The following is a 17846-nucleotide window of genomic DNA, read 5'->3' on the forward strand; positions in this document are numbered from 1 at the left end:
ATAGGTGTCGTGTCAACTTTTTTTGCCGAGTTCGGAATAGCCGATGAATCCATGCGGTTGCATGAACCTGACAGCGTCCGACAGCGCAAGCTTCGAGCAAGGAGAAACCGAATGAGCATCGACATCCCCGGATACAAGGCCGGCACCTGGACCATCGACCCCGTGCACAGCGAGGTCGGCTTCAGCATCCGCCACCTCATGATCAGCAAGGTCAAGGGCGTCTTCGAGAACTTCGACGCCACCTTCGTCACCGCCGAGAACCCGCTGGAGTCGACCGTCTCCGCCAAGGCGTCGGTGGCCTCCATCAACACCAAGAACTCCGACCGCGACGCGCACCTGCGCACCGGCGACTTCTTCCTCGCGGAGGAGTTCCCGACCATCGACTTCGTCTCGACCGGCGTGCGCCACGAGGACGGCGAGTTCCTGGTCGACGGCGACCTCACGATCAAGGGCGTGACCAAGCCGGTCACCTTCGAGTTCGACTTCGGCGGCTTCGGCCAGGACCCGTACGGCAACTACAAGGCCGGCGCGACCGCGAAGACCAAGGTCAACCGCGAGGACTTCGGCCTCACCTACAACGCCGCGCTCGAGACCGGCGGCATGCTGCTCGGCGACGACGTCACCATCACCCTCGAGCTCCAGGCCGTCCTCGCCCAGGCCTGAGCCTCGTCTCCCTTCCCGAGGGGCACGTTGTTGTCACTTTTTCCCCGTGAAAGTGACAACGACGTGCCCCTCGGCGTTTCCGGGGTCAGCGGAAGTCTCGGGAGGCGGTGCGGATGGCGGTGTCCAGGGGCTCCAGGCGGTCGGCGATCACGTTGACCACGCCCTCCTCGCTGCGTTCGAGGATGCCGCGCACGATCATCGCGGGCGCCTGCCTGGCGACCCGGCGGTAGTGGTTCCACACCCCGACCGGGCAGATCACGTTCACGAGGCCGGTCTCATCCTCCAGGTTGAGGAAGGTCACCCCCGCCGCCGTCGCCGGCCGCTGCCGGTGCGTGACCACGCCGCCCACCTCGATGCGGCGCCCCGACTCGGCGACCGCCAGCGTGTCCGCCGGCCGCACACCGCGGGCCGCCAGCGCCGGGCGCAGGAAGCGGATCGGGTGGTCGTCGGTGGAGATCCCGGTGGCCCACAGGTCGCTTGCGAGCTGCTCGGCGGGGGAGAGCATCGGCAGCAGCGGAGGCTGCACCGTGATCGCGGTGCCCGCCAGGAACTCCGGACGCTCCTGGGCGGCGTTGCCGGCCTCCCAGATCGCCTGCCGCGGGGACAGCCCGAACCCCTCGAAGGCGCCGGCCGCGGCGAGCGCCTCCAGCTGCGCCACCGTCAGCCCGACCCGGCGGGAGAGGTCGCTCAGGTCGCGGTACGGCCCTGAGGCCTCGCGCTCGGCCACGATCCGCCCCGCGAGCGTCTCGCCGATGGAGGTCACCCCGGCCAGGCCCAGCCGCACCGCGTGCCCGGCGTCGCGGCGGTGCGCGGCGAAGTCGAGCGGCACGGCGCGGTCGAAGCCGCCGACCGGGGGCTGGTCGCGCTCCAGACACGGGTCGGTGCCGGTCGGTCCCTGCCGCGCCGGGTCGATGGCCTCCAGCAGCGGGAACACCCCGGAGAGCTGGATGTCCGGCCGGCGCACCACCACGCCGTGCCGCCGGGCGTCGGCCGTGAGCGTGCGCGGCGAGTAGAACCCCATCGGCTGCGCGCGCAGCAGCGCCGCGAGGAACGCGCCGGGGTAGTGCAGCTTCATCCACGAGCTGACGTACACCAGCAGCGCGAAGCTGATCGCGTGGCTCTCGGCGAAGCCGAAGTTCGCGAACGCCTCGATCTTCTCGTAGATCGCGTCGGCGTCGTCCCCGACGATCCCGTTGTGCGCCATCCCCTCGTAGAGCTTCGCCCGCAGCGCGCCGATCTTCTCGACGCCTCGCTTGGAGCCCATCGCCCGGCGCAGCAGGTCGGCGTCCTCCGCGGTGCAGTCGCCGATCGCGACCGCCATCTGCATGAGCTGCTCCTGGAACAGCGGCACGCCCAGCGTCCGCTTCAGCACCGGTTCGAGCGCGGGGTGCAGGTAGGTCACCTCCTCCTTGCCGAGCTTGCGGCGGATGTACGGGTGCACGGCGCCGCCCTGGATGGGACCGGGCCGGATCAGCGCGATCTCGATCACGAGGTCGTAGAAGCTGCGCGGCTGCAGGCGCGGCAGCGTGCCGATCTGTGCGCGGCTCTCCACCTGGAACACCCCGATCGAGTCGGCGCGGCACAGCATGTCGTAGACGCCGGCCTCCTCCTTCGGGATGCTGTCCAGCGTCCACGCCTCGCCGAGCGTCGCCTCGATGGTGCGCATGGAGTAGTCGAGCGCGGAGAGCATCCCGAGCCCGAGCAGGTCGAACTTGACCAGGCCCATCCACGCGCAGTCGTCCTTGTCCCACTGCAGCACGGTGCGGTTCTCCATGCGGGCGTGCTCGATCGGGCACACCTCGCCGACCGGCCGGTCGGTGAGCACCATCCCGCCGGAGTGGATGCCCAGGTGCCGCGGGAACTTCAGCACCTGCTGGGCGAGGTCGACCACGGCCTCGGGGATGTCGTGCTCGTCGGTGGTGGTGACCTTGCTCCACGAGTCGATCTGCTTGCTCCAGGCGTCCTGCTGCCCGGTGGAGTGGCCGAGCGCCTTCGCCATGTCGCGCACGGCGTTCTTCGGCCGGTAGGTGATGACGTTGGCGACCTGGGCGGCGTTGTGCCTGCCGTACTTGGCGTAGACGTACTGGATGACCTCCTCGCGCCGGTCGGAGTCGAAGTCGACGTCGATGTCCGGCTCCTCCTCGCGCATGGAGGAGAGGAAGCGCTCGAACGGCAGGTCGTACTTGATCGAGTCGACCGCGGTGATCCCGAGCAGGTAGACGACCGCCGAGTTCGCCGCCGAGCCGCGGCCCTGGCAGAGGATGCCGCGCTCGCGGGCGAACCGGACGATGTCGTGGACGATGAGGAAGTAGCCGGGGAAGTCCTTGGCCTCGATCACGTCGAGCTCGCGCTCGATCCGCTCCCGCTTGGCCGGGTCGCGGTCGAGGTCGGGGTAGCGCTCCGCGGCGCCGCGCCAGGTGAGCTCGCGCAGCCAGCTCATCGGGGTGTGACCCTCCGGGACCTCCTGCTTCGGCAGTCGCGGCCGGGCGCTGCGCAGCCGGAACGCCAGGTCGTCGGCGATCTCCGCCGTGCGCTCGACGGCGCCGGGGTAGCGCGCGAACCTGGCGGCCATCTCCCGGCCGCTGCGCAGGTGGGCGGCGGCGGAGGCCGGCAGCCAGCCGTCCATCTCGTCCAGGCTGCGGCGGGCGCGCACCGCGGAGACCGCCGTCGCGAGCGGGTACTGGGCGGGCGTGGCGTAGTGGACGTTGTTGGTGGCGACGACCGGGAGGCCGAGCCGGCCGGCGATCCGGGCGAGCACGTCGTTGTCGGTGGTGTCGCGCGGGGCGCCCTGGTCGATCAGCTCCACCAGGACGTTGTCGTGGCCGAACAGCTCGGCGAGGCGGGCGACCTCCCGCTCGGCGGCGCGTTCGCCGTGCTCGGCCAGTGCGAGGCGCACGTCGCCCTTGCGGCAGCCGGTGAGCACCATCCACTCGCCGCCGGACTGCTCGGCGAGGCTCGGGAGGCCGTACACCGGCCGGCCCTTCTCCTCGCCGGCGAGCTGGCCCGCGGTGATGGCGGCGGCCAGCCGGTGGTAGCCGGGCTGCTGCCGGGCGAGGACGACGAGGTGGCTGCCCTCCGGGTCGGCCTCGCCGTTCTGCGGCCGGCTGAGCGAGAGCGACAGCTCGGCGCCGAACACGGTCTTGACGCGCTCGTAGGCCTCCGCGGCCTCGGCGAGGCGGACGACGCCGTACAGGCCGTCGTGGTCGGTGAGGGCGAGGCCGTGCAGCCGCAGCCGGGTGGCCTCCTCCAGCAGTTCCTCGGGCGCGCTGGCGCCGTCGAGGAAGCTGAAGGTGCTGTGCGTGTGCAGCTCGGCGTACGGGACGTGGCCCTCGTCCGGCTCGTCGGACATCGGCTGCGCGACGTACTTCTGCCGTTTGCGGGAGGAGGGCCGTTCCGGCTGCTCCTGCTCGCTGGTGCGGCGCCCGCTCAGCCGCCGCTCGAACTCGGCCCACGGGATCGGCGGGTTGTTCCAGCCCATCAGTCGCGTCCCCTCTGCATCCAACTGACAGGACATGCCGTCTCGACGGCCGTCCACGCGGCGTGTCCTGTCAGATAGGTGTCAGTCATAACGCGCCTCGGCGAACCAGGCGGTGCCGGTGAGGGAGAGCAGCCAGGCCGTGCCGTCGGCGTCGACGAGCTGGAAGCGGTGCATGGCGCGGGCAAGTGTCGCGTCCCACCAGCGCTCGCGCACCGGCCACGGGCCGGCCCAGGAGTCCACCGGGCGGGCGTCGCGGGCGGCGCCGGTGGGGGAGAACGCCGCGATCGGCGCGGTGACGTCGCCGCGGTCGGTGACCTCCACCGTCTCCCCGGACGCGTTCAGCACCGCCACCGGCCGCGGCACCTCGAACACGGTGGAGGGCGCCGGCGCTGGCAGCGACCCCGGCCAGGGCCGGTCGGAGCGGGCGACGCCCACCGGCCGGTCGCCCCACGGCACGAGCACCTGCCGGTCGGACAGCGCCCGGCCGCCGCCGATCGTCGCGGTGACGACGGCGTCGTGGCCGAGCATGCCCTGCACACGGGTGAGGCCGTGGTGGATGCGCTCGTCCGCCCCGCCGCCCCACAGACCGTCCTCGTGGTGGCCGATGTCGTCCACGGCCTCCGGGGCGACCGCGACCTTGGCGATCGGCGAGGCGAGCCCGGAGTCGATGGAGCCGGAGCCCTGCAGCTGCCAGCGCACCCGGTCGACCACGTCGGAGGCCGAGAACAGCCGGGGGTGCTGCCAGCTCCGCTCGCTCACCCTGCCGCGCTCGTCGGTGACCTCGATGCGCAGCGACGTGCACACCAGCCCCGCTTTGGTGAGCCCGGCCACGAACTGCTCGGCCGTGCCGCGGAACGCGAACGTCACCTGATCGACCCGGTCGAGGGGAGGCTCGAACTCGATCGCCCTGTCCAGGACCTTCGGCGGGGTGCGCGGCACCACGGCGGCGCCGTCCATCCCGCTGGCGAGGTCGTGGGCGTGCTCGCCGCGCTCCCCGAACCGCTCCCGGACGTCCAGCCGGTCGAGCCGGGCCAGGTCGCCGAGGGTGCGCAGGCCGAGCCGGCGCAGCAGCGGGGTGAGCTCGGTGAGGCCGAGCTGGGCGACCGGCAGCGGGGCGAGGAAGGCGGGGGAGCCGCCGGGAGGGATGATGCGGACGCGGGGCGCGGTCTGCGCGACCCCCGTCGAGCGTGCCGCCTGCTCGGCGGCGAACGGCCCGTCGGCGATCCCGATCCGCACATCGCCGAGCGCGAGGCCGAGCTCGTCCTCCAGCCCTTCCAGGCAGCGCAGCAGCTCGGCGGCCGCAGCCTCCTCGCCGCCGTAGTAGCGCGCGGGACCGCGCGCCCGCAGCACGCAGGTGCCCGGCCGCACCGCCTGGACGCCCGGCGTGATCTCCTCGATGGCGGTCAGCACCGGCTCGAAGGCGCGCGCGTCCAGCACCGGGTCGTAGAGGACGATCTCCAGCTGCGGGCAGCGCGACTGCGCCTCCCTGACCCGCAGCCCGCGGGTGACGCCGTCGGCGCGGGCGTGGGAGGAGCAGGCGAACACCATCCCCTTCTCGACCAGCGCCAGCGGCACCTCGGCCGGCAGCTCGAGACGCTGCCGGGCGGCGATCACCGGCCAGTCGGGGCACCAGAGCACGATCGCGCGGGTGACCTGCCGCATCTAACTCACCGCCTCCAGGCGCGTGGGCGCGGAGGCCCGGAACGTCTCGTCGACCGCGGGCAGCCAGAGCTCGGCCCTGCGCCGCGGTCCCGCCCCGCCGCGCGGCGCGGCCTCCACCGTCACCCGCCGGGCGGAGAGGTAGCCGGCGCCGGCGGCCAGGCCGTCCCAGCCGCTGCGGACGACGGAGAGCGCCGCCTCCGCCTGCGGCCAGTCGCCGGCGACGACGAGCGTGGCCTCCCGCTGCCGCAGCCGCGCGGTCAGCCGGGCGACGTCGCCGCTCTTCGGGCGCTCCGGGGGCGCGACGGCGATCACGCCGAGCACGTCGGCCATCGCGGCGGTGACGGTCAGCCACTGCTCCCCGGGATGCGGCACCAGCACGAGCCGCTCCAGGTCGATGCCGAACCGCCCGGCGGCCTCCGCCCCGAAGTCGGGCATGCCGACCACCCCGCACCAGGCGCCCGCGGCGCTCGGCCCGGCGAGCATCGCCATCAGGAGCGTGGTGGAGCCGTGCACCGTGTAGGCGGCGCCGGCCTTCAGCGCCCCGCCGGGCAGCAGCGCGGCGAGCGCGGGATGCGTCTCCAGCCGCCGCGCGTCGAGCTTCGTCGCCTGCATCTGCCGGATGCGCGACTGCAGCTCGTGCACCTGCGCCCGGTCGGCGACCGGGTCGGGGAAGGCGGGTGCGACGGCAAGGGACATACCTCTATTTTCGAACACATGTTCGAATACCGCAAATGTATTCTGGTGCGCTGAAGTGCGCGGCCGCGTTCGCCTTCTAGCGGGAGACGGGCTCCGTCACGAAGTCGATCAGCCGCTCCACCCGCCCGAGCAGCTCCGGCTCCAGGTCGGCGAACGTCCGCACGCGGCCGAGGATGAGCTTCCAGGCCCGCGCGATGTCCGCCTGCGTCTCGTGCGGCAGCCCGAGCGCCGCGCAGATGCCGTGCTTCCACTCGACGGAACGGGGGATCGGCGGCCAGGCCTCCAGCCCGACCCGCGCGGGTTTCACGGCCTGCCAGATGTCGATGTAGGGGTGGCCGACGACGAGCACGTGCGCGCCGAACGGGCCGCGGGCGACCTTCTCGGCGATCCGGCTCTCCTTGGACCCGGGGACCAGGTGGTCGACCAGCACACCGACGCGGCGGCCGCGGTCCGGCGCGAACTCGCGCACGATCGCGTCCAGGTCGTCCACGCCCTCCAGGTACTCGACGACGACGCCCTCCACCCGGAGGTCGTCGCCCCAGACGCGCTCCACCAGCTCGGCGTCGTGCCGGCCCTCCACGAAGATGCGGCTGGCCCGGGCGACGCGCGCCTTCTGCTCGCCGACGGCGAAGGAGCCGGAGGCCGTGCGACCGCGACCGGCCGGCGCGCGGCTCGGCACGACCAGCTTCACGGCCTCCCCGTCGATCAGGAAGGAGGAGCCGATCGGGAAGACGCGCTTCGCCCCGAAGTAGTCCTCCAGCTCGACGGTCTGCGCCTCCAGCCGGACGATCGCGCCGCAGAAACCGGTGCCGGCCTCCTCGACCACGAGGTCGCGCACGGCCTCCACGGTCGGGAGGGTCTTGCGGCCGGCGTTCTTCCAGTCGGAGGCCAGCACATCGGAGCCGTAGCGGTCGTCGTCCATCACGTTGAGAGAGGCTAGGGGATGGGTGGGGTCGGAGGGCGGAGGCTCCCCGCTGGCGGGTGGATCAATCGAAGATCCGCACCAGCCGCCAGCTCCGGTCGTCCGCGTCGTGCCGCACGTCGAACACGTGCGCCACCCCGCCGTCGCTGGTGGCCTGGAACCGCCAGCCGCCGATCTCCCGCGGAAGCGCCCCGACGCCGTACCGGTGTTCGCCGAAGGGCCGCCACCATGCGCAGATCTCCGCCCACACGGTCGGGGTGTCGCTCACCCGGTAGCGGGTGGAACGCCAGACCAGGCGGGTCGGGATGCCGTCCTCGGTGGTCCACACGGCCACCGCCTCGTCGATGTCGGTCATGAGCGCAGGTTCCTCTCGATCGAACGTATGTTCGAAATGCAAGTGTAAACCTGCGCACCGACGGAGTGCACCGTGAATACGGTCCGCCTGCCATACTGACCGCATGACAGACTTCGGGGATCCGTCGAACGCGTCGTTGCGCCTCAGCCACGACGAACGGGAGCGCGCCGTCGCGGCGCTGCAGTCGCACGCCGCGCAGGGGAGGCTGAGCGAGGCCGAGCTGCAGGCGCGCGTCGCCGCCGCACGGTCGGCCGTCACGCGCGGCGACCTCCAGCCGTTGTTCTCCGACCTTCCCGGTGTGCTGCACCTGGACGGCGAGGGCGCCGCACCGACCACGCCGGCCGCCGCCGCGTGGCAGGCGTCGCAGCCCGGGCCGAGCACGTGGGGCTACCCGCCGGCGCCCGGGGAGCACGGCCGGACGGTCAGCCGCTGGGGGCTGCTCGTCGTCTCGATCATGCCGTTCGTCGCGGTCATCCTGTTCTTCCTGACCGGGATGGCCTGGGGCTACGCGTACAGCTGGCTGTGGTTCCTGCTCATCCCGCTCGCCGGCGCTCTGGTGTACGGCGTCGACGGGGGAGACCGCAGGAGGCGCTGACATTCGTCACGAATGTCGACTCTGACGGCGCCATTCACCGCATTCGGCACGAATGTGCGAGCGCGTCAGCCGACGGTGGCGCCGAAGAGCAGCCCCAGCAGGTAGGTGGCGCCCGCGGCGCCGTAGCCGATCGCGAGCTGCCGAAGCGCGCGTTTCAGCGGCGACGCACCCGACAGCAGTCCCACGATCGCGCCGGTCCCGAGCAGCACCAGGCCGACGAGGATGGCGGCCACCACGATCGCGGCCGTGCCGGTCAGCCCGAAGATGAACGGCAGGATCGGGATGAGCGCTCCGGAGGCGAAGAAGCAGAAGCTCGACACGGCGGCGCTCCAGCCGTTGCCGACGGCCTCGTGGTCGTCCTCCGTTGCGCCGGGCACCGCGACCGGCGACGTGTAGGCGCCGAGCGTCGTCAGCACCTGGTGCGCGTGCTCCTGGGCCTCCGCCTGATCCATGCCGCGCGCGCGGTAGACGAGGGTCAGCTCGTTCGCGTCCACGTCGAGGTGGGACAGCGCCGAGCTGGTCGCCGGGTTCGGGCTGGAGGCCTCCAGGAGCTCGCGCTGCGACCGCACGGACACGTACTCGCCCGCGCCCATCGACAGCGCGCCGGCGAGGAGGCCGGAGACGCCGGTGAGCAGCACGACGTGGCTCGGGACGCCGCTCGCGGCAACGCCGAGGACGAGCGCCAGGTTGCTGACCAGGCCGTCGTTGGCGCCGAACACGGCCGCGCGGAACGTCCCGGAGAGCCGCTGCCTGCCGCGGGCGGCGAGCGCGCGCACGACTTCTTCATGCACCTGCTCGTCCGCCGCCATCTGCGGCGTGGCGTCGGCGTCGTCCGCGTACGGCGAGCGCGCCTCCGCCCGCTGTGCGAGTGCGAGCACGAACACCGAGCCGAACCGGCGGGCCAGGAAGCCGAGCATCCTGGTGCGGATGTCGCCGCGCAGCGGGCGGCCGACCTGGTCGCCGAGGAGGTCGAGCCAGTGCTGCTCGTGGCGGCGCTCGGCCTCCGCGAGCGCGAGCAGGATCTCCCGCTCCTCGCCCTCCCGGCGGCCGGCGAGGTCGCGGTAGACGGCGGCCTCCGCGCGCTCGTCGGCCAGGTACTGGCGCCAGCGCTTGATGTCGGCATGCGTCGAGGTGCGCGGGATGGGGGAGGGCTCGGGGGTGCTCATCGGGTGACGAGTCTACCGGCGGCCGCGAACCGGTCGCCCCAGACGGCGGCCAGCTCGCGGACTTCGGGAGGCCCGTCGATGGTGAACGGCGCGGCGACCGCTGCGAGGCCGAACAGGGCCCACTCGGGGGAGTCCGCGGTGATGCGCACGCGGGTGCGCGCCGTCCCGTCCGCCGCCGGCGCCTCCGGCTCTGCCTCCGCCCAGCGTCCGATGGCCCGCTCCACGTCGGCGAGCGGAGCGGCGACCACGGCGTCCACGACGAGGGACTCGACCGCCCCGGCGAGCGACTCCCGCACGTATTCGGCGGCGTCGGCGGCCGGCAGGGTCCGTGGCCGGAAGCGCGCGCCGGTCGGCCGGGGCTGCGTCATCCGGTCGAGCCGGAAGCTCCGCCAGTCGAACCGGCCGAGGTCATAGGCGACGAGGTACCAGCGCCGCCCGACCGAGACCAGCCGGTGCGGCTCCACCGTGCGCTCCGACGCGTCCCCGTCGCGCCGCACGTACGAGAAGACCAGCCGCTCCTCGTCGCGGCAGGCCTGCGCGACGACGGTGAGCAGTTCGGCGTCGACCACCGGGCCAGGGCGCAGCTCGGAGGCGAGCGTGGCGACGCGGAGGGCGTCCACCCGGCGGCGCAGGCGCGGCGGCATCACCTGGACGATCTTGGCGAGTGCCCGGACGGACGCGTCCGCGACCCCGGCGACACCGCTCTGCGCGGCGGTGCGCAGGCCGACCGCCAGCGCCACGGCCTCCTCGTCGTCCACCACGAGCGGCGGAAGCGACGCGCCGGCGGCGAGCTGATAGCCGCCCGCGACCCCGCGCGTGGCGTCGACCGGATAGCCGAGGTCGCGCAGCCGCTCCACGTCGCGCCGGAGCGTGCGCGGCGACACATCCAGCCGGCCGGCGAGCTCGTGGCCTGGCCAGTACCTGTGGGTCTGCAGGAGCGACAGGAGTTGGAGGGTGCGCGAACCGGTGCTGGCCATGCACTCAGTCTGCCGCGGAAAGCGGTCGGACCATGACCTCAATAGGAGCTGCTCCGTTATCGGAGCGCCGCCGTGTCCGGCTCGCGCGGCACGAGCGCGGGCGCGCCCCGCCGGGAGAGCGTGAGCACCGCCTCCGCGACGTGCTCGTTGCGCATCAGTTCCTGCTCGACCGCGTACAGGTCGTCGGCGACGTCGGACTCCTTGTCGTCGCCCACCAGGTCGACGGCCGCGACGAGGAACACCCGCTCCGGTCCGACGTACTCCAGGTGCAGATAGGTGACCCTGTCGACCTCCGGATGCTGGAGCAGGGTGGCCAGGGCCGCCTGCTGCACCCGGTCCGGGGCCGGCTCGCCGATCAGGAACCGGCGGTTTCGGTCGATCAGCACGACCGCGACGACCGCGAGCAGGATGCCGACCAGGATGGAGCCGGCCGCGTCGTAGACCGCGTTCCCGGTGAGCTCGTGGAGCAGCACCCCGAGGAACGCGATGACCAGCCCGATCAGCGCCGCGGAGTCCTCCGCGAAGACCGCGCGCAGCGTCGGGTTCGAGGTGCTGAGGACGTGCTCCAGCGTCCCGGTGTCGCGTTCGGCCGCCTTCGACCTGGCCTGCCGGAAGGACTGGAGGAACGAGACGCTCTCGAAGACGAAGGCGATGGCGAGCACGATGTAGTTGATGAGGTAGTTCGAGTCCGGCTCCCCGGCGCCGAGCTGCGACACCCCGTGCAGGATCGAGACGACGGCGCCCGCGGTGAACAGCCCGACGGCGGCGAACAGCGACCAGACGTAGGCATCGCGGCCGTAGCCGGTGGGGTGGAGGTCGTCCTTCGGCCGGGCCGCGCGGCGCTCGGCCTGCAGCAGGAAGACCTCGTTGCCGGCATCCGCCCAGGAGTGCGCCGCCTCCGCGACCATCGACGCCGACCCGGTGAGCACTGCGGCGGCGGTCTTCGCGAGCGCGACGACGATGTTCGCGCCGAACGCGACGAGGACCGTGAGCAGACTCTGCTTCGACTGCTTCCCGGAGGCCATGCACGCCACCCTAGGCCCCTGCGGCGGACCGGGGAACGACGAAGGCCCCGATCTCTCGATCGGGGCCTTCGTGATGTGGTGTCCGAGGGGGGACTTGAACCCCCACGCCCTATACGGGCACTAGCACCTCAAGCTAGCGCGTCTGCCATTTCCGCCACCCGGACGGGTGTTTTCCGGCCGCCGAAGCTTCCGGCTGCCGAAGAAAGACATTAGCACGAAACCGACTTCCGCTCTGACATCGTCGCGCACCCCGGGCGTGGCGGGACGGGCCGCCCGGTAGCGTGGGGGGATGACCGACTCCACCGACACCGCCGCGACCGGGCTGGACGAGACCGCGATCATCGCGCGGGATCTGATCCGCTTCGACACCACCAACTACGGCGAGGGCCGGTCCAACGGCGAGACCGAGGCGGCCGAGTACGTGGAGGCGCGGCTGAGCGCGATGGGCCTGTCTCCCCAGCTCTTCGAGTCCGACCCTGGACGCACCAGCGTCGTCGCCCGGGTGGCGGGCAGGAACTCCGCCAAGCCCGCCCTCGTGGTGCACGGCCACCTCGATGTGGTCCCTGCCGACCCGCGCAACTGGTCGGTGGACCCGTTCGGCGGCGTCGTCAAGGACGGCCTGCTCTGGGGCCGCGGCGCGGTCGACATGAAGAACATGGACGCGATGATCCTGACCGCGGTCGGCGACATCCTGGCCGCGGGGGAGCAGCCCGAGCGCGACCTCGTGCTCGCCTTCTTCGCCGACGAGGAGGACGGCGGCCGGCGCGGCTCGCACTTCCTGGTCGAGACGCAGCCGCAGCTCTTCGCCGGCGCCACGGAGGCCATCAGCGAGGTCGGCGGCTACTCGATCGACCTCGCCGGTCAGCGCGCCTACCTGTTGCAGACCGGGGAGAAGTCCCTCGTCTGGATCAAGCTGATCGCCCGCGGTCGCGCTGCGCACGGCTCCCGGCTCATCAGCGAGAACGCGATCACCCGACTCGCCGAAGCCGTGCTCGCGATCGGCCGGCGCGAATGGCCGATCCAGCTCACCGACACCACGTCCCGGCTGATCGCCGAGCTCGGCCGGCTTCTCGACGTCGACCCGGAGCAGGTCGGTCCCGACGAGGTGGTGCTGCGCACCGGCACGGCGGCGGGCTTCATCCTCGCGACCCTGCGCGCCACCAGCAATCCCACGCTGCTGGACGCCGGCTACAAGCACAACGTCATCCCCGACACAGCGGAGGCGCTCATCGACATCCGCACGCTGCCCGGCGACGAGGACCGCGTCCTCGCCGAGGTGCGCGAGCTGGTCGGCGACGACGTGGAGATCCAGGTCATCCACCGCGACATCGGCCTGGAGGCGGAGTTCGGCGGGGAGCTGGTCGACGCGATCACCGGCACCCTGGAGCGGCACGACCCGGGCGCTCCGGTCTTGCCGTACCTGCTCTCCGGGGGCACGGACAACAAGGCGCTCAGCCTGCTCGGGATCACCGGCTACGGCTTCGCGCCGCTGCGGCTGCCGAGCGACCTCGACTTCCCCGGGATGTTCCACGGGGTCGACGAGCGGGTTCCGCTGGAGGCACTAGTGTTCGGCAGGTCCGTCCTGCGCGACCTCCTGCGCAGCTACTGAAAGAGCCTTCGTGGAATTCCTCAACGCCCTCATCCTGGGTGTCGTCCAGGGACTCACCGAGTTCCTGCCGGTCTCCTCCAGCGCCCACATCCGCATCGTCGGGACGCTGCTGGGGACCGGAGCAGACCCCGGCGCCCGCTTCACCGCGATCATCCAGCTCGGCACCGAGGCCGCCGTGCTGCTGTACTTCTGGCGGGACATCGCCCGCATCGTCACCCGCTGGTTCCAGTCCCTCCTCGGCCGTATCCCGCGCAACGACCCCGATGCCAGGACGGGCTGGCTGGTCATCGTCGGGAGCATCCCGATCGTGGTGCTCGGCCTGCTCTTCCAGAACGCGATCGAGACCACCTTCCGCTCGCTCTGGATCGTGGCGACGACGCTCATCGTGTTCGGCATCCTGCTCGGGATCGCGGACTGGGTGGGAGCGAAGACCCGGCGCCTCCGTGAGCTCACCTGGGGCCACGGCATCATCTTCGGTTTCGCCCAGGCGCTCGCCCTCATCCCGGGCGTCTCGCGCTCCGGCGGCACGATCACGGCCGGGCTGTTCATGGGCTACCAACGCCGGGCGGCCGCGCGGTACTCGTTCCTGCTCGCCATCCCCGCGGTCTTCGGCAGCGGTCTGTACCAGCTCTACAAGGCGTTCAAGGAGCCGTGCACCGCGGCGCTCGAAGCCGCGGGAACCTGCACCCCTGAGGTCTTCGGTCCCGTCGAGACGGCGGCCGCGACGGTCGTCGCATTCGCGGTCGGGCTCGTCGTGATCGCCTTCTTCATGGGCTACATCTCGCGGCGCAGCTTCCTGCCGTTCGTGATCTACCGGATCGCGCTCGGCGGGCTGCTGATGGTCCTGCTCGGGACGGGCGTGCTGGCCGCCTGACGGCCTCCCGACACGCCCGGGGAGCCCGTGCAGCCGGGTGAATTCACGCGGTAATCAGCCCCGGCGCGGGTCGTCGCCCGCCTTGCCGTCGCGCCCGTCGCGTCCATCCCGCCCGTCCCGGCCGTCGCCGCGGCGGCGCAGGTAGCGCTCGAACTCCTGCGCGATCGCCTCGCCGCTCGCCTCGGGGGAGTCGACGGTGTCGCGCGCCTGCTCGAGCTGCTGGATGTACGCCGCCATCTCCTCGTCGTCGGAGGCGAGCGCGTCGATCCCGGCCTCCCAGGCGGCAGCCTCCTCGACCAGCGACCCGCGGGGGATGGTGACGTCCACCAGCTCCTCGAGCTTGTCGATGAGCGCCAGCACGGCCTTCGGGCTCGGCGCGTTGTGCACGTAGTGCGGCACGGACGCCCAGATCGAGATGGTCGGGATGCCGACGTCCTCCGCGCCCTCGGAGAGCGCGCTGAGGATGCCGACCGGCCCCTCGTAGGTGGACCGCTCGATCCCCAGCTCGGCGCGAACGGCAGCCGACTCGCTGGTGGCGAAGACCGAGATCGGCCGGGTGTGCGGCACGTCCGCGAGCATCGCGCCGAGGAAGACGATCACGCCGATGTCCTCGGCGAGCGCCGCATCCATGATCTCGGCCGTGAAGCTCTTCCAGCTCCGCGACGGCTCGGTGCCGAGCAGCAGGAAGATGTTGCCGGAGTTGTCGCCGGTCACGTCGAGCTCGGCGTCGCCCGCGAGCGCGTCGCCGACCCGGCCGGGGCGGGCCGGGCCCATCATGACCGCGGACGGCCAGACCAGGCGACGGCGGCCGTCGTCGTCGGTGACGACAGGGCGGTTGAACTGGAAGTCGAAGTAGAGCTCCGGGTCCACCTCGGCGATCGGGACGACGTCGAGCTGCTCCTTGAGCGTCTTCACGGCGCCGCTGGCTGCTTCGCCTGCGTCGTTCCATCCTTCGAAGGCCACCACCAGGATGCGCCCGCCGAGGATGTTCTTCGCGTCAGTCACGTGGCCTACTCGTCCTCTCGTCGGCGCGCCGGTCGGCCGCCGTTCTCACCAGGATAGGCCCCGACCCCGTCGCGATAGACTTGCCGGTCGTGACCGATCTGACCACGAACCCGCTGCCGGCCGCTGTCTTCTGGGACATGGACGGCACCCTCGTCGACACCGAGCCGTACTGGATGGCCTCCGAGCTGGAGCTCGTCGGCTCGTTCGGCGGCGTCTGGACGCACGACGACGGTCTGCTGCTGGTCGGCCTCGGGCTGTGGAACTCCGCCGAGATCCTGCGTTCGCGCGGTGTGGCGATGGACGCGGACGAGATCGTGCACTGGCTGACCGACCGGGTGCGGCAGCGCCTCGACGAGCAGGGCGTGCCGTGGCGCCCCGGCGCGCGTGAGTTGCTCCGCTCGCTGCGCGACCAGGGCGTGCCCACGGCGCTGGTGACCATGTCGGTCCGGAGCATGGCGGAGCAGATCGTCGCGGCCATCCCGTTCGACGCGTTCGACATCATCGTCAGCGGCGACGAGGTCACCGACCCCAAGCCGCACCCGGCGCCGTACCTGCGCGCCGCCGAGCTGCTGGGCGTCGAGCCGCGCGACGCGGTCGCGATCGAGGACTCCCTGGTCGGGCTGTCCTCCGCCGTGGCCTCCGGCGCCGCGACGATCGGCGTACCGCACATCGTGCCGCTGCCGGAGTCGGACGAGCACACCCTGTGGGACACGCTGGAGGGCCGCACGGCCGAGGACATCGCGGCCGTGGCCGCAGGGCGGCGCGCCGCCATCAACGATAAGGACGCACGATGACCGAAGAGCGACGCAGTTCCGGACCGTTCCGGGTGGGCGACCGCGTCCAGCTGACCGGCCCCAAAGGCCGCATGAACACGATCACGCTGGAGCCCGGCAAGCTCTTCCACAGCCACCGCGGCGTCCTCGCCCACGACGCCATCATCGGGCTGCCTGACGGCTCGGTGGTCGTCAACAACGCCGGCGTCGAGCACCTCGCGCTCCGCCCGCTGCTCAACGACTTCGTGATGTCCATGCCCCGCGGCGCGGCGATCATCTACCCGAAGGACGCCGCGCAGATCATCGCCCTGGCCGATGTCTTCCCCGGCGCGACGGTCGTGGAGGCCGGCGTCGGCTCCGGCGCCCTGTCGCTCTGGCTGCTGCGCGCGATCGGTCCGCAGGGCCGCCTGCTGTCGTTCGAGCGCCGCGAGGAGTTCGCCGACGTGGCGCGCGCCAACGCCGCGACCTTCCTCGGCGGTGATCCGGAGAACTGGACCGTCACCGTCGGCGACCTCCAGGAGGAGCTGACCGCCGCCGTCGAGCCCGCGAGTGTCGACCGCGTCGTGCTCGACATGCTCGCGCCGTGGGAGACCCTGGACGCGGTCACCGCGGCGCTCAAGCCCGGCGGCGTGGTGCTCTGCTACGTCGCGACCGTCACGCAGCTCTCGCGCGTGGCCGAGGCGATCCGGGCCACCGGCCACTACACGCACCCGCAGTCGAGCGAGACGATGGTCCGCGGCTGGCACGTGGAGGGCCTCGCCGTGCGCCCCGACCACCGGATGATCGCCCACACCGGTTTCCTGATCACCGCGCGCCGACTGGCGCCGGACACCGTCCTCCCCGAGCTCAAGCGCCGCCCGTCGAAGAGCGACTACGACGACGCCGACGTCGAGGCCTGGACACCCGGCGCGCTGGGGGAGCGGCAGTCCAGTCCGAAGAGCCTGCGCAAGCGGATGCGGGAGGCCTCGGCCAGCGCGACGCTCGCACGCGAGGGAGCCGACGCGCCAGGTGACGAGCGCGACCCGCACGTCGACTAGCATGGTTGAGGTCGTGAGGCGTGTCGCCTGACGCGACAACCCCCACCGCTCGCATCGAAGAATGCTCGCATCGAAAGAGGACCCGTGCGCAGAGCTACCGCACTCGGAAGATCGTCCGTCGCCCTCCTCGTCGTCGGCATCGCCGCCGCCGCGCTGACCGGATGTTCGTCCAACCCAAACGCCGATTGCGGCTCCGCCCTCAAGAGCGGCCAGGCGTCCGATCTGGTGACGGCGACAGGTCCGATCGGCAAGCAGCCGAAGATCAGCTTCCCGACGCCGGTCGACACCACGAGCTCCGAGCGGACGATCATCAGCACGGGATCCGGCCAGCCGGTGATCAACGGCCAGATGGTCGAGATCCAGTACACGCTGCTCGACGGCCAGACCGGCCAGGTCGGCGAGAAGGGCAGCTACGGCGGCGACACCACGCCGATCACGATCGGCAACTCCAACGCCGCGATCAGCAAGGGCCTGCTCTGCGCGCCGGTCGGCTCGCGGGTCGCTGTCGCGATCTCGCCCAAGGACTCCGGCGGCGCCGGCTCCGGCAACACGACCATCCTGGTCGCCGACATCGTGCACGCCTACCTCCCGGCGGCCAACGGCGCGGTCCGTCCCTCTGTCTCCGGCTTCCCGACCGTCGTGCTCGCGCCGACCGGCCAGCCTGGCATCACGATCCCGTCCTCCGGCGGCGCCCCCAAGGCCGTCCGCACCGAGACGCTCAAGGAGGGCGACGGCGAGGAGGTCAAGGCCACCTCGCAGGTCGTCCTCCACTACACGGCGGTCGGCTGGGACCAGAAGAACGTCGTGATGAGCAGCTGGCAGAGCAAGTCGCCCGACATCGTGTCGATGAGCACCGGCCAGAGCGCGCTCAACCAGGCGCTGCCCCAGGAGGTCCTGAAGCCGCTGATCGGCCAGAAGGTCGGCTCGCAGCTCGTCATCGAGGCCCCGGCGAACGGCAACGTCCCCGCCGCCGCCTGGGTGGTCGACATCCTCGGAGTCCGCTGAGTCC

Annotated in this window: 16 protein-coding genes and 1 tRNA gene; 7 read left to right on the forward strand and 10 right to left on the reverse strand. The window is 72.0% G+C overall.

Annotated features, from left to right (window positions below):
* The first annotated feature begins 111 nt into the window (after nt 1-111).
* On the forward strand, nt 112-663 hold the full coding sequence (locus ABH923_RS00760) for a YceI family protein (RefSeq protein WP_370053132.1): 552 nt from the start codon (nt 112-114) through the stop codon (nt 661-663).
* Nucleotides 664-748: 85 nt separating this feature from the next.
* On the opposite strand, the gene ABH923_RS00765 is transcribed toward ABH923_RS00760, so the two are convergent.
* From ABH923_RS00765 to ABH923_RS00785, 5 genes are all read right to left on the reverse strand, one after another.
* Nucleotides 749-4141 carry an error-prone DNA polymerase gene (locus ABH923_RS00765; RefSeq protein WP_370057250.1) on the reverse strand — a complete coding sequence of 1131 codons (3393 nt, stop codon included), beginning with the start codon at nt 4139-4141 and terminating at the stop codon, nt 749-751.
* Nucleotides 4142-4222: 81 nt separating this feature from the next.
* A complete protein-coding gene (locus tag ABH923_RS00770) occupies nt 4223-5803 on the reverse strand; it encodes a DNA polymerase Y family protein (protein ID WP_370053134.1) in 1581 nt (526 codons plus the stop codon).
* The gene (locus tag ABH923_RS00775) at nt 5804-6499 is read right to left on the reverse strand and encodes a hypothetical protein (RefSeq protein ID WP_370053136.1); all 696 of its coding nucleotides are present in this window, start codon (nt 6497-6499) and stop codon (nt 5804-5806) included.
* A 76-nt stretch (nt 6500-6575) separates the two neighbouring features.
* Nucleotides 6576-7421: a DUF3097 domain-containing protein gene (locus ABH923_RS00780; protein ID WP_370057252.1), complete on the reverse strand. Its 846-nt coding sequence runs from the start codon at nt 7419-7421 to the stop codon at nt 6576-6578.
* A gap of 64 nt (nt 7422-7485) precedes the next feature.
* Nucleotides 7486-7776, reverse strand: a complete 291-nt coding sequence (locus tag ABH923_RS00785) for a DUF6504 family protein (RefSeq protein WP_345835143.1) — start codon at nt 7774-7776, stop codon at nt 7486-7488.
* A gap of 103 nt (nt 7777-7879) precedes the next feature.
* Between ABH923_RS00785 and ABH923_RS00790 the strand changes: the two genes are divergently transcribed.
* Entirely contained in the window at nt 7880-8371 is a 492-nt protein-coding gene (locus tag ABH923_RS00790) for a DUF1707 domain-containing protein (RefSeq protein ID WP_370053138.1), read from the forward strand.
* A 65-nt stretch (nt 8372-8436) separates the two neighbouring features.
* On the opposite strand, the gene ABH923_RS00795 is transcribed toward ABH923_RS00790, so the two are convergent.
* The 4 genes from ABH923_RS00795 to ABH923_RS00810 all read right to left on the reverse strand — a co-directional run bounded on the left by ABH923_RS00795 (nt 8437) and on the right by ABH923_RS00810 (nt 11703).
* Complete coding sequence (locus tag ABH923_RS00795) at nt 8437-9537, reverse strand: VIT1/CCC1 transporter family protein (protein ID WP_370053139.1); 1101 nt, start codon at nt 9535-9537, stop codon at nt 8437-8439.
* A complete protein-coding gene (locus ABH923_RS00800; RefSeq protein WP_370053141.1) occupies nt 9534-10514 on the reverse strand; it encodes a helix-turn-helix transcriptional regulator in 981 nt (326 codons plus the stop codon). The genes ABH923_RS00795 and ABH923_RS00800 overlap by 4 nt, the downstream gene beginning before the upstream one ends.
* A gap of 56 nt (nt 10515-10570) precedes the next feature.
* Nucleotides 10571-11539 carry a cation diffusion facilitator family transporter gene (locus ABH923_RS00805; RefSeq protein ID WP_370053143.1) on the reverse strand — a complete coding sequence of 323 codons (969 nt, stop codon included), beginning with the start codon at nt 11537-11539 and terminating at the stop codon, nt 10571-10573.
* 76 nt (nt 11540-11615) lie between these two features.
* A tRNA-Leu gene (locus ABH923_RS00810) sits at nt 11616-11703 on the reverse strand.
* Between the two features lie 125 nt (nt 11704-11828).
* Between ABH923_RS00810 and ABH923_RS00815 the strand changes: the two genes are divergently transcribed.
* Together ABH923_RS00815 and ABH923_RS00820 are read left to right on the forward strand one after the other, a co-directional pair.
* Complete coding sequence (locus ABH923_RS00815; protein WP_370053144.1) at nt 11829-13148, forward strand: M20/M25/M40 family metallo-hydrolase; 1320 nt, start codon at nt 11829-11831, stop codon at nt 13146-13148.
* Nucleotides 13149-13158: 10 nt separating this feature from the next.
* Nucleotides 13159-14022: an undecaprenyl-diphosphate phosphatase gene (locus ABH923_RS00820; RefSeq protein WP_370053146.1), complete on the forward strand. Its 864-nt coding sequence runs from the start codon at nt 13159-13161 to the stop codon at nt 14020-14022.
* A gap of 54 nt (nt 14023-14076) precedes the next feature.
* Here ABH923_RS00820 and ABH923_RS00825 read toward each other — a convergent pair whose 3' ends face one another.
* Nucleotides 14077-15027 (reverse strand): proteasome assembly chaperone family protein, encoded by a 951-nt coding sequence (locus ABH923_RS00825; RefSeq protein WP_370053147.1) that lies wholly within the window; start codon nt 15025-15027, stop codon nt 14077-14079.
* An 89-nt stretch (nt 15028-15116) separates the two neighbouring features.
* Between ABH923_RS00825 and ABH923_RS00830 the strand changes: the two genes are divergently transcribed.
* From ABH923_RS00830 to ABH923_RS00840, 3 genes are all read left to right on the forward strand, one after another.
* On the forward strand, nt 15117-15821 hold the full coding sequence (locus ABH923_RS00830) for an HAD family hydrolase (RefSeq protein ID WP_370053148.1): 705 nt from the start codon (nt 15117-15119) through the stop codon (nt 15819-15821).
* Nucleotides 15818-16837 carry a tRNA (adenine-N1)-methyltransferase gene (locus tag ABH923_RS00835; RefSeq protein WP_370053150.1) on the forward strand — a complete coding sequence of 340 codons (1020 nt, stop codon included), beginning with the start codon at nt 15818-15820 and terminating at the stop codon, nt 16835-16837. The genes ABH923_RS00830 and ABH923_RS00835 overlap by 4 nt, the downstream gene beginning before the upstream one ends.
* A gap of 84 nt (nt 16838-16921) precedes the next feature.
* On the forward strand, nt 16922-17842 hold the full coding sequence (locus tag ABH923_RS00840; RefSeq protein ID WP_370053152.1) for an FKBP-type peptidyl-prolyl cis-trans isomerase: 921 nt from the start codon (nt 16922-16924) through the stop codon (nt 17840-17842).
* Nucleotides 17843-17846: the final 4 nt, after the last annotated feature.

The organism is Leifsonia sp. EB41 (assembly GCF_041262565.1).
Lineage (GTDB): Bacteria > Actinomycetota > Actinomycetes > Actinomycetales > Microbacteriaceae > Leifsonia.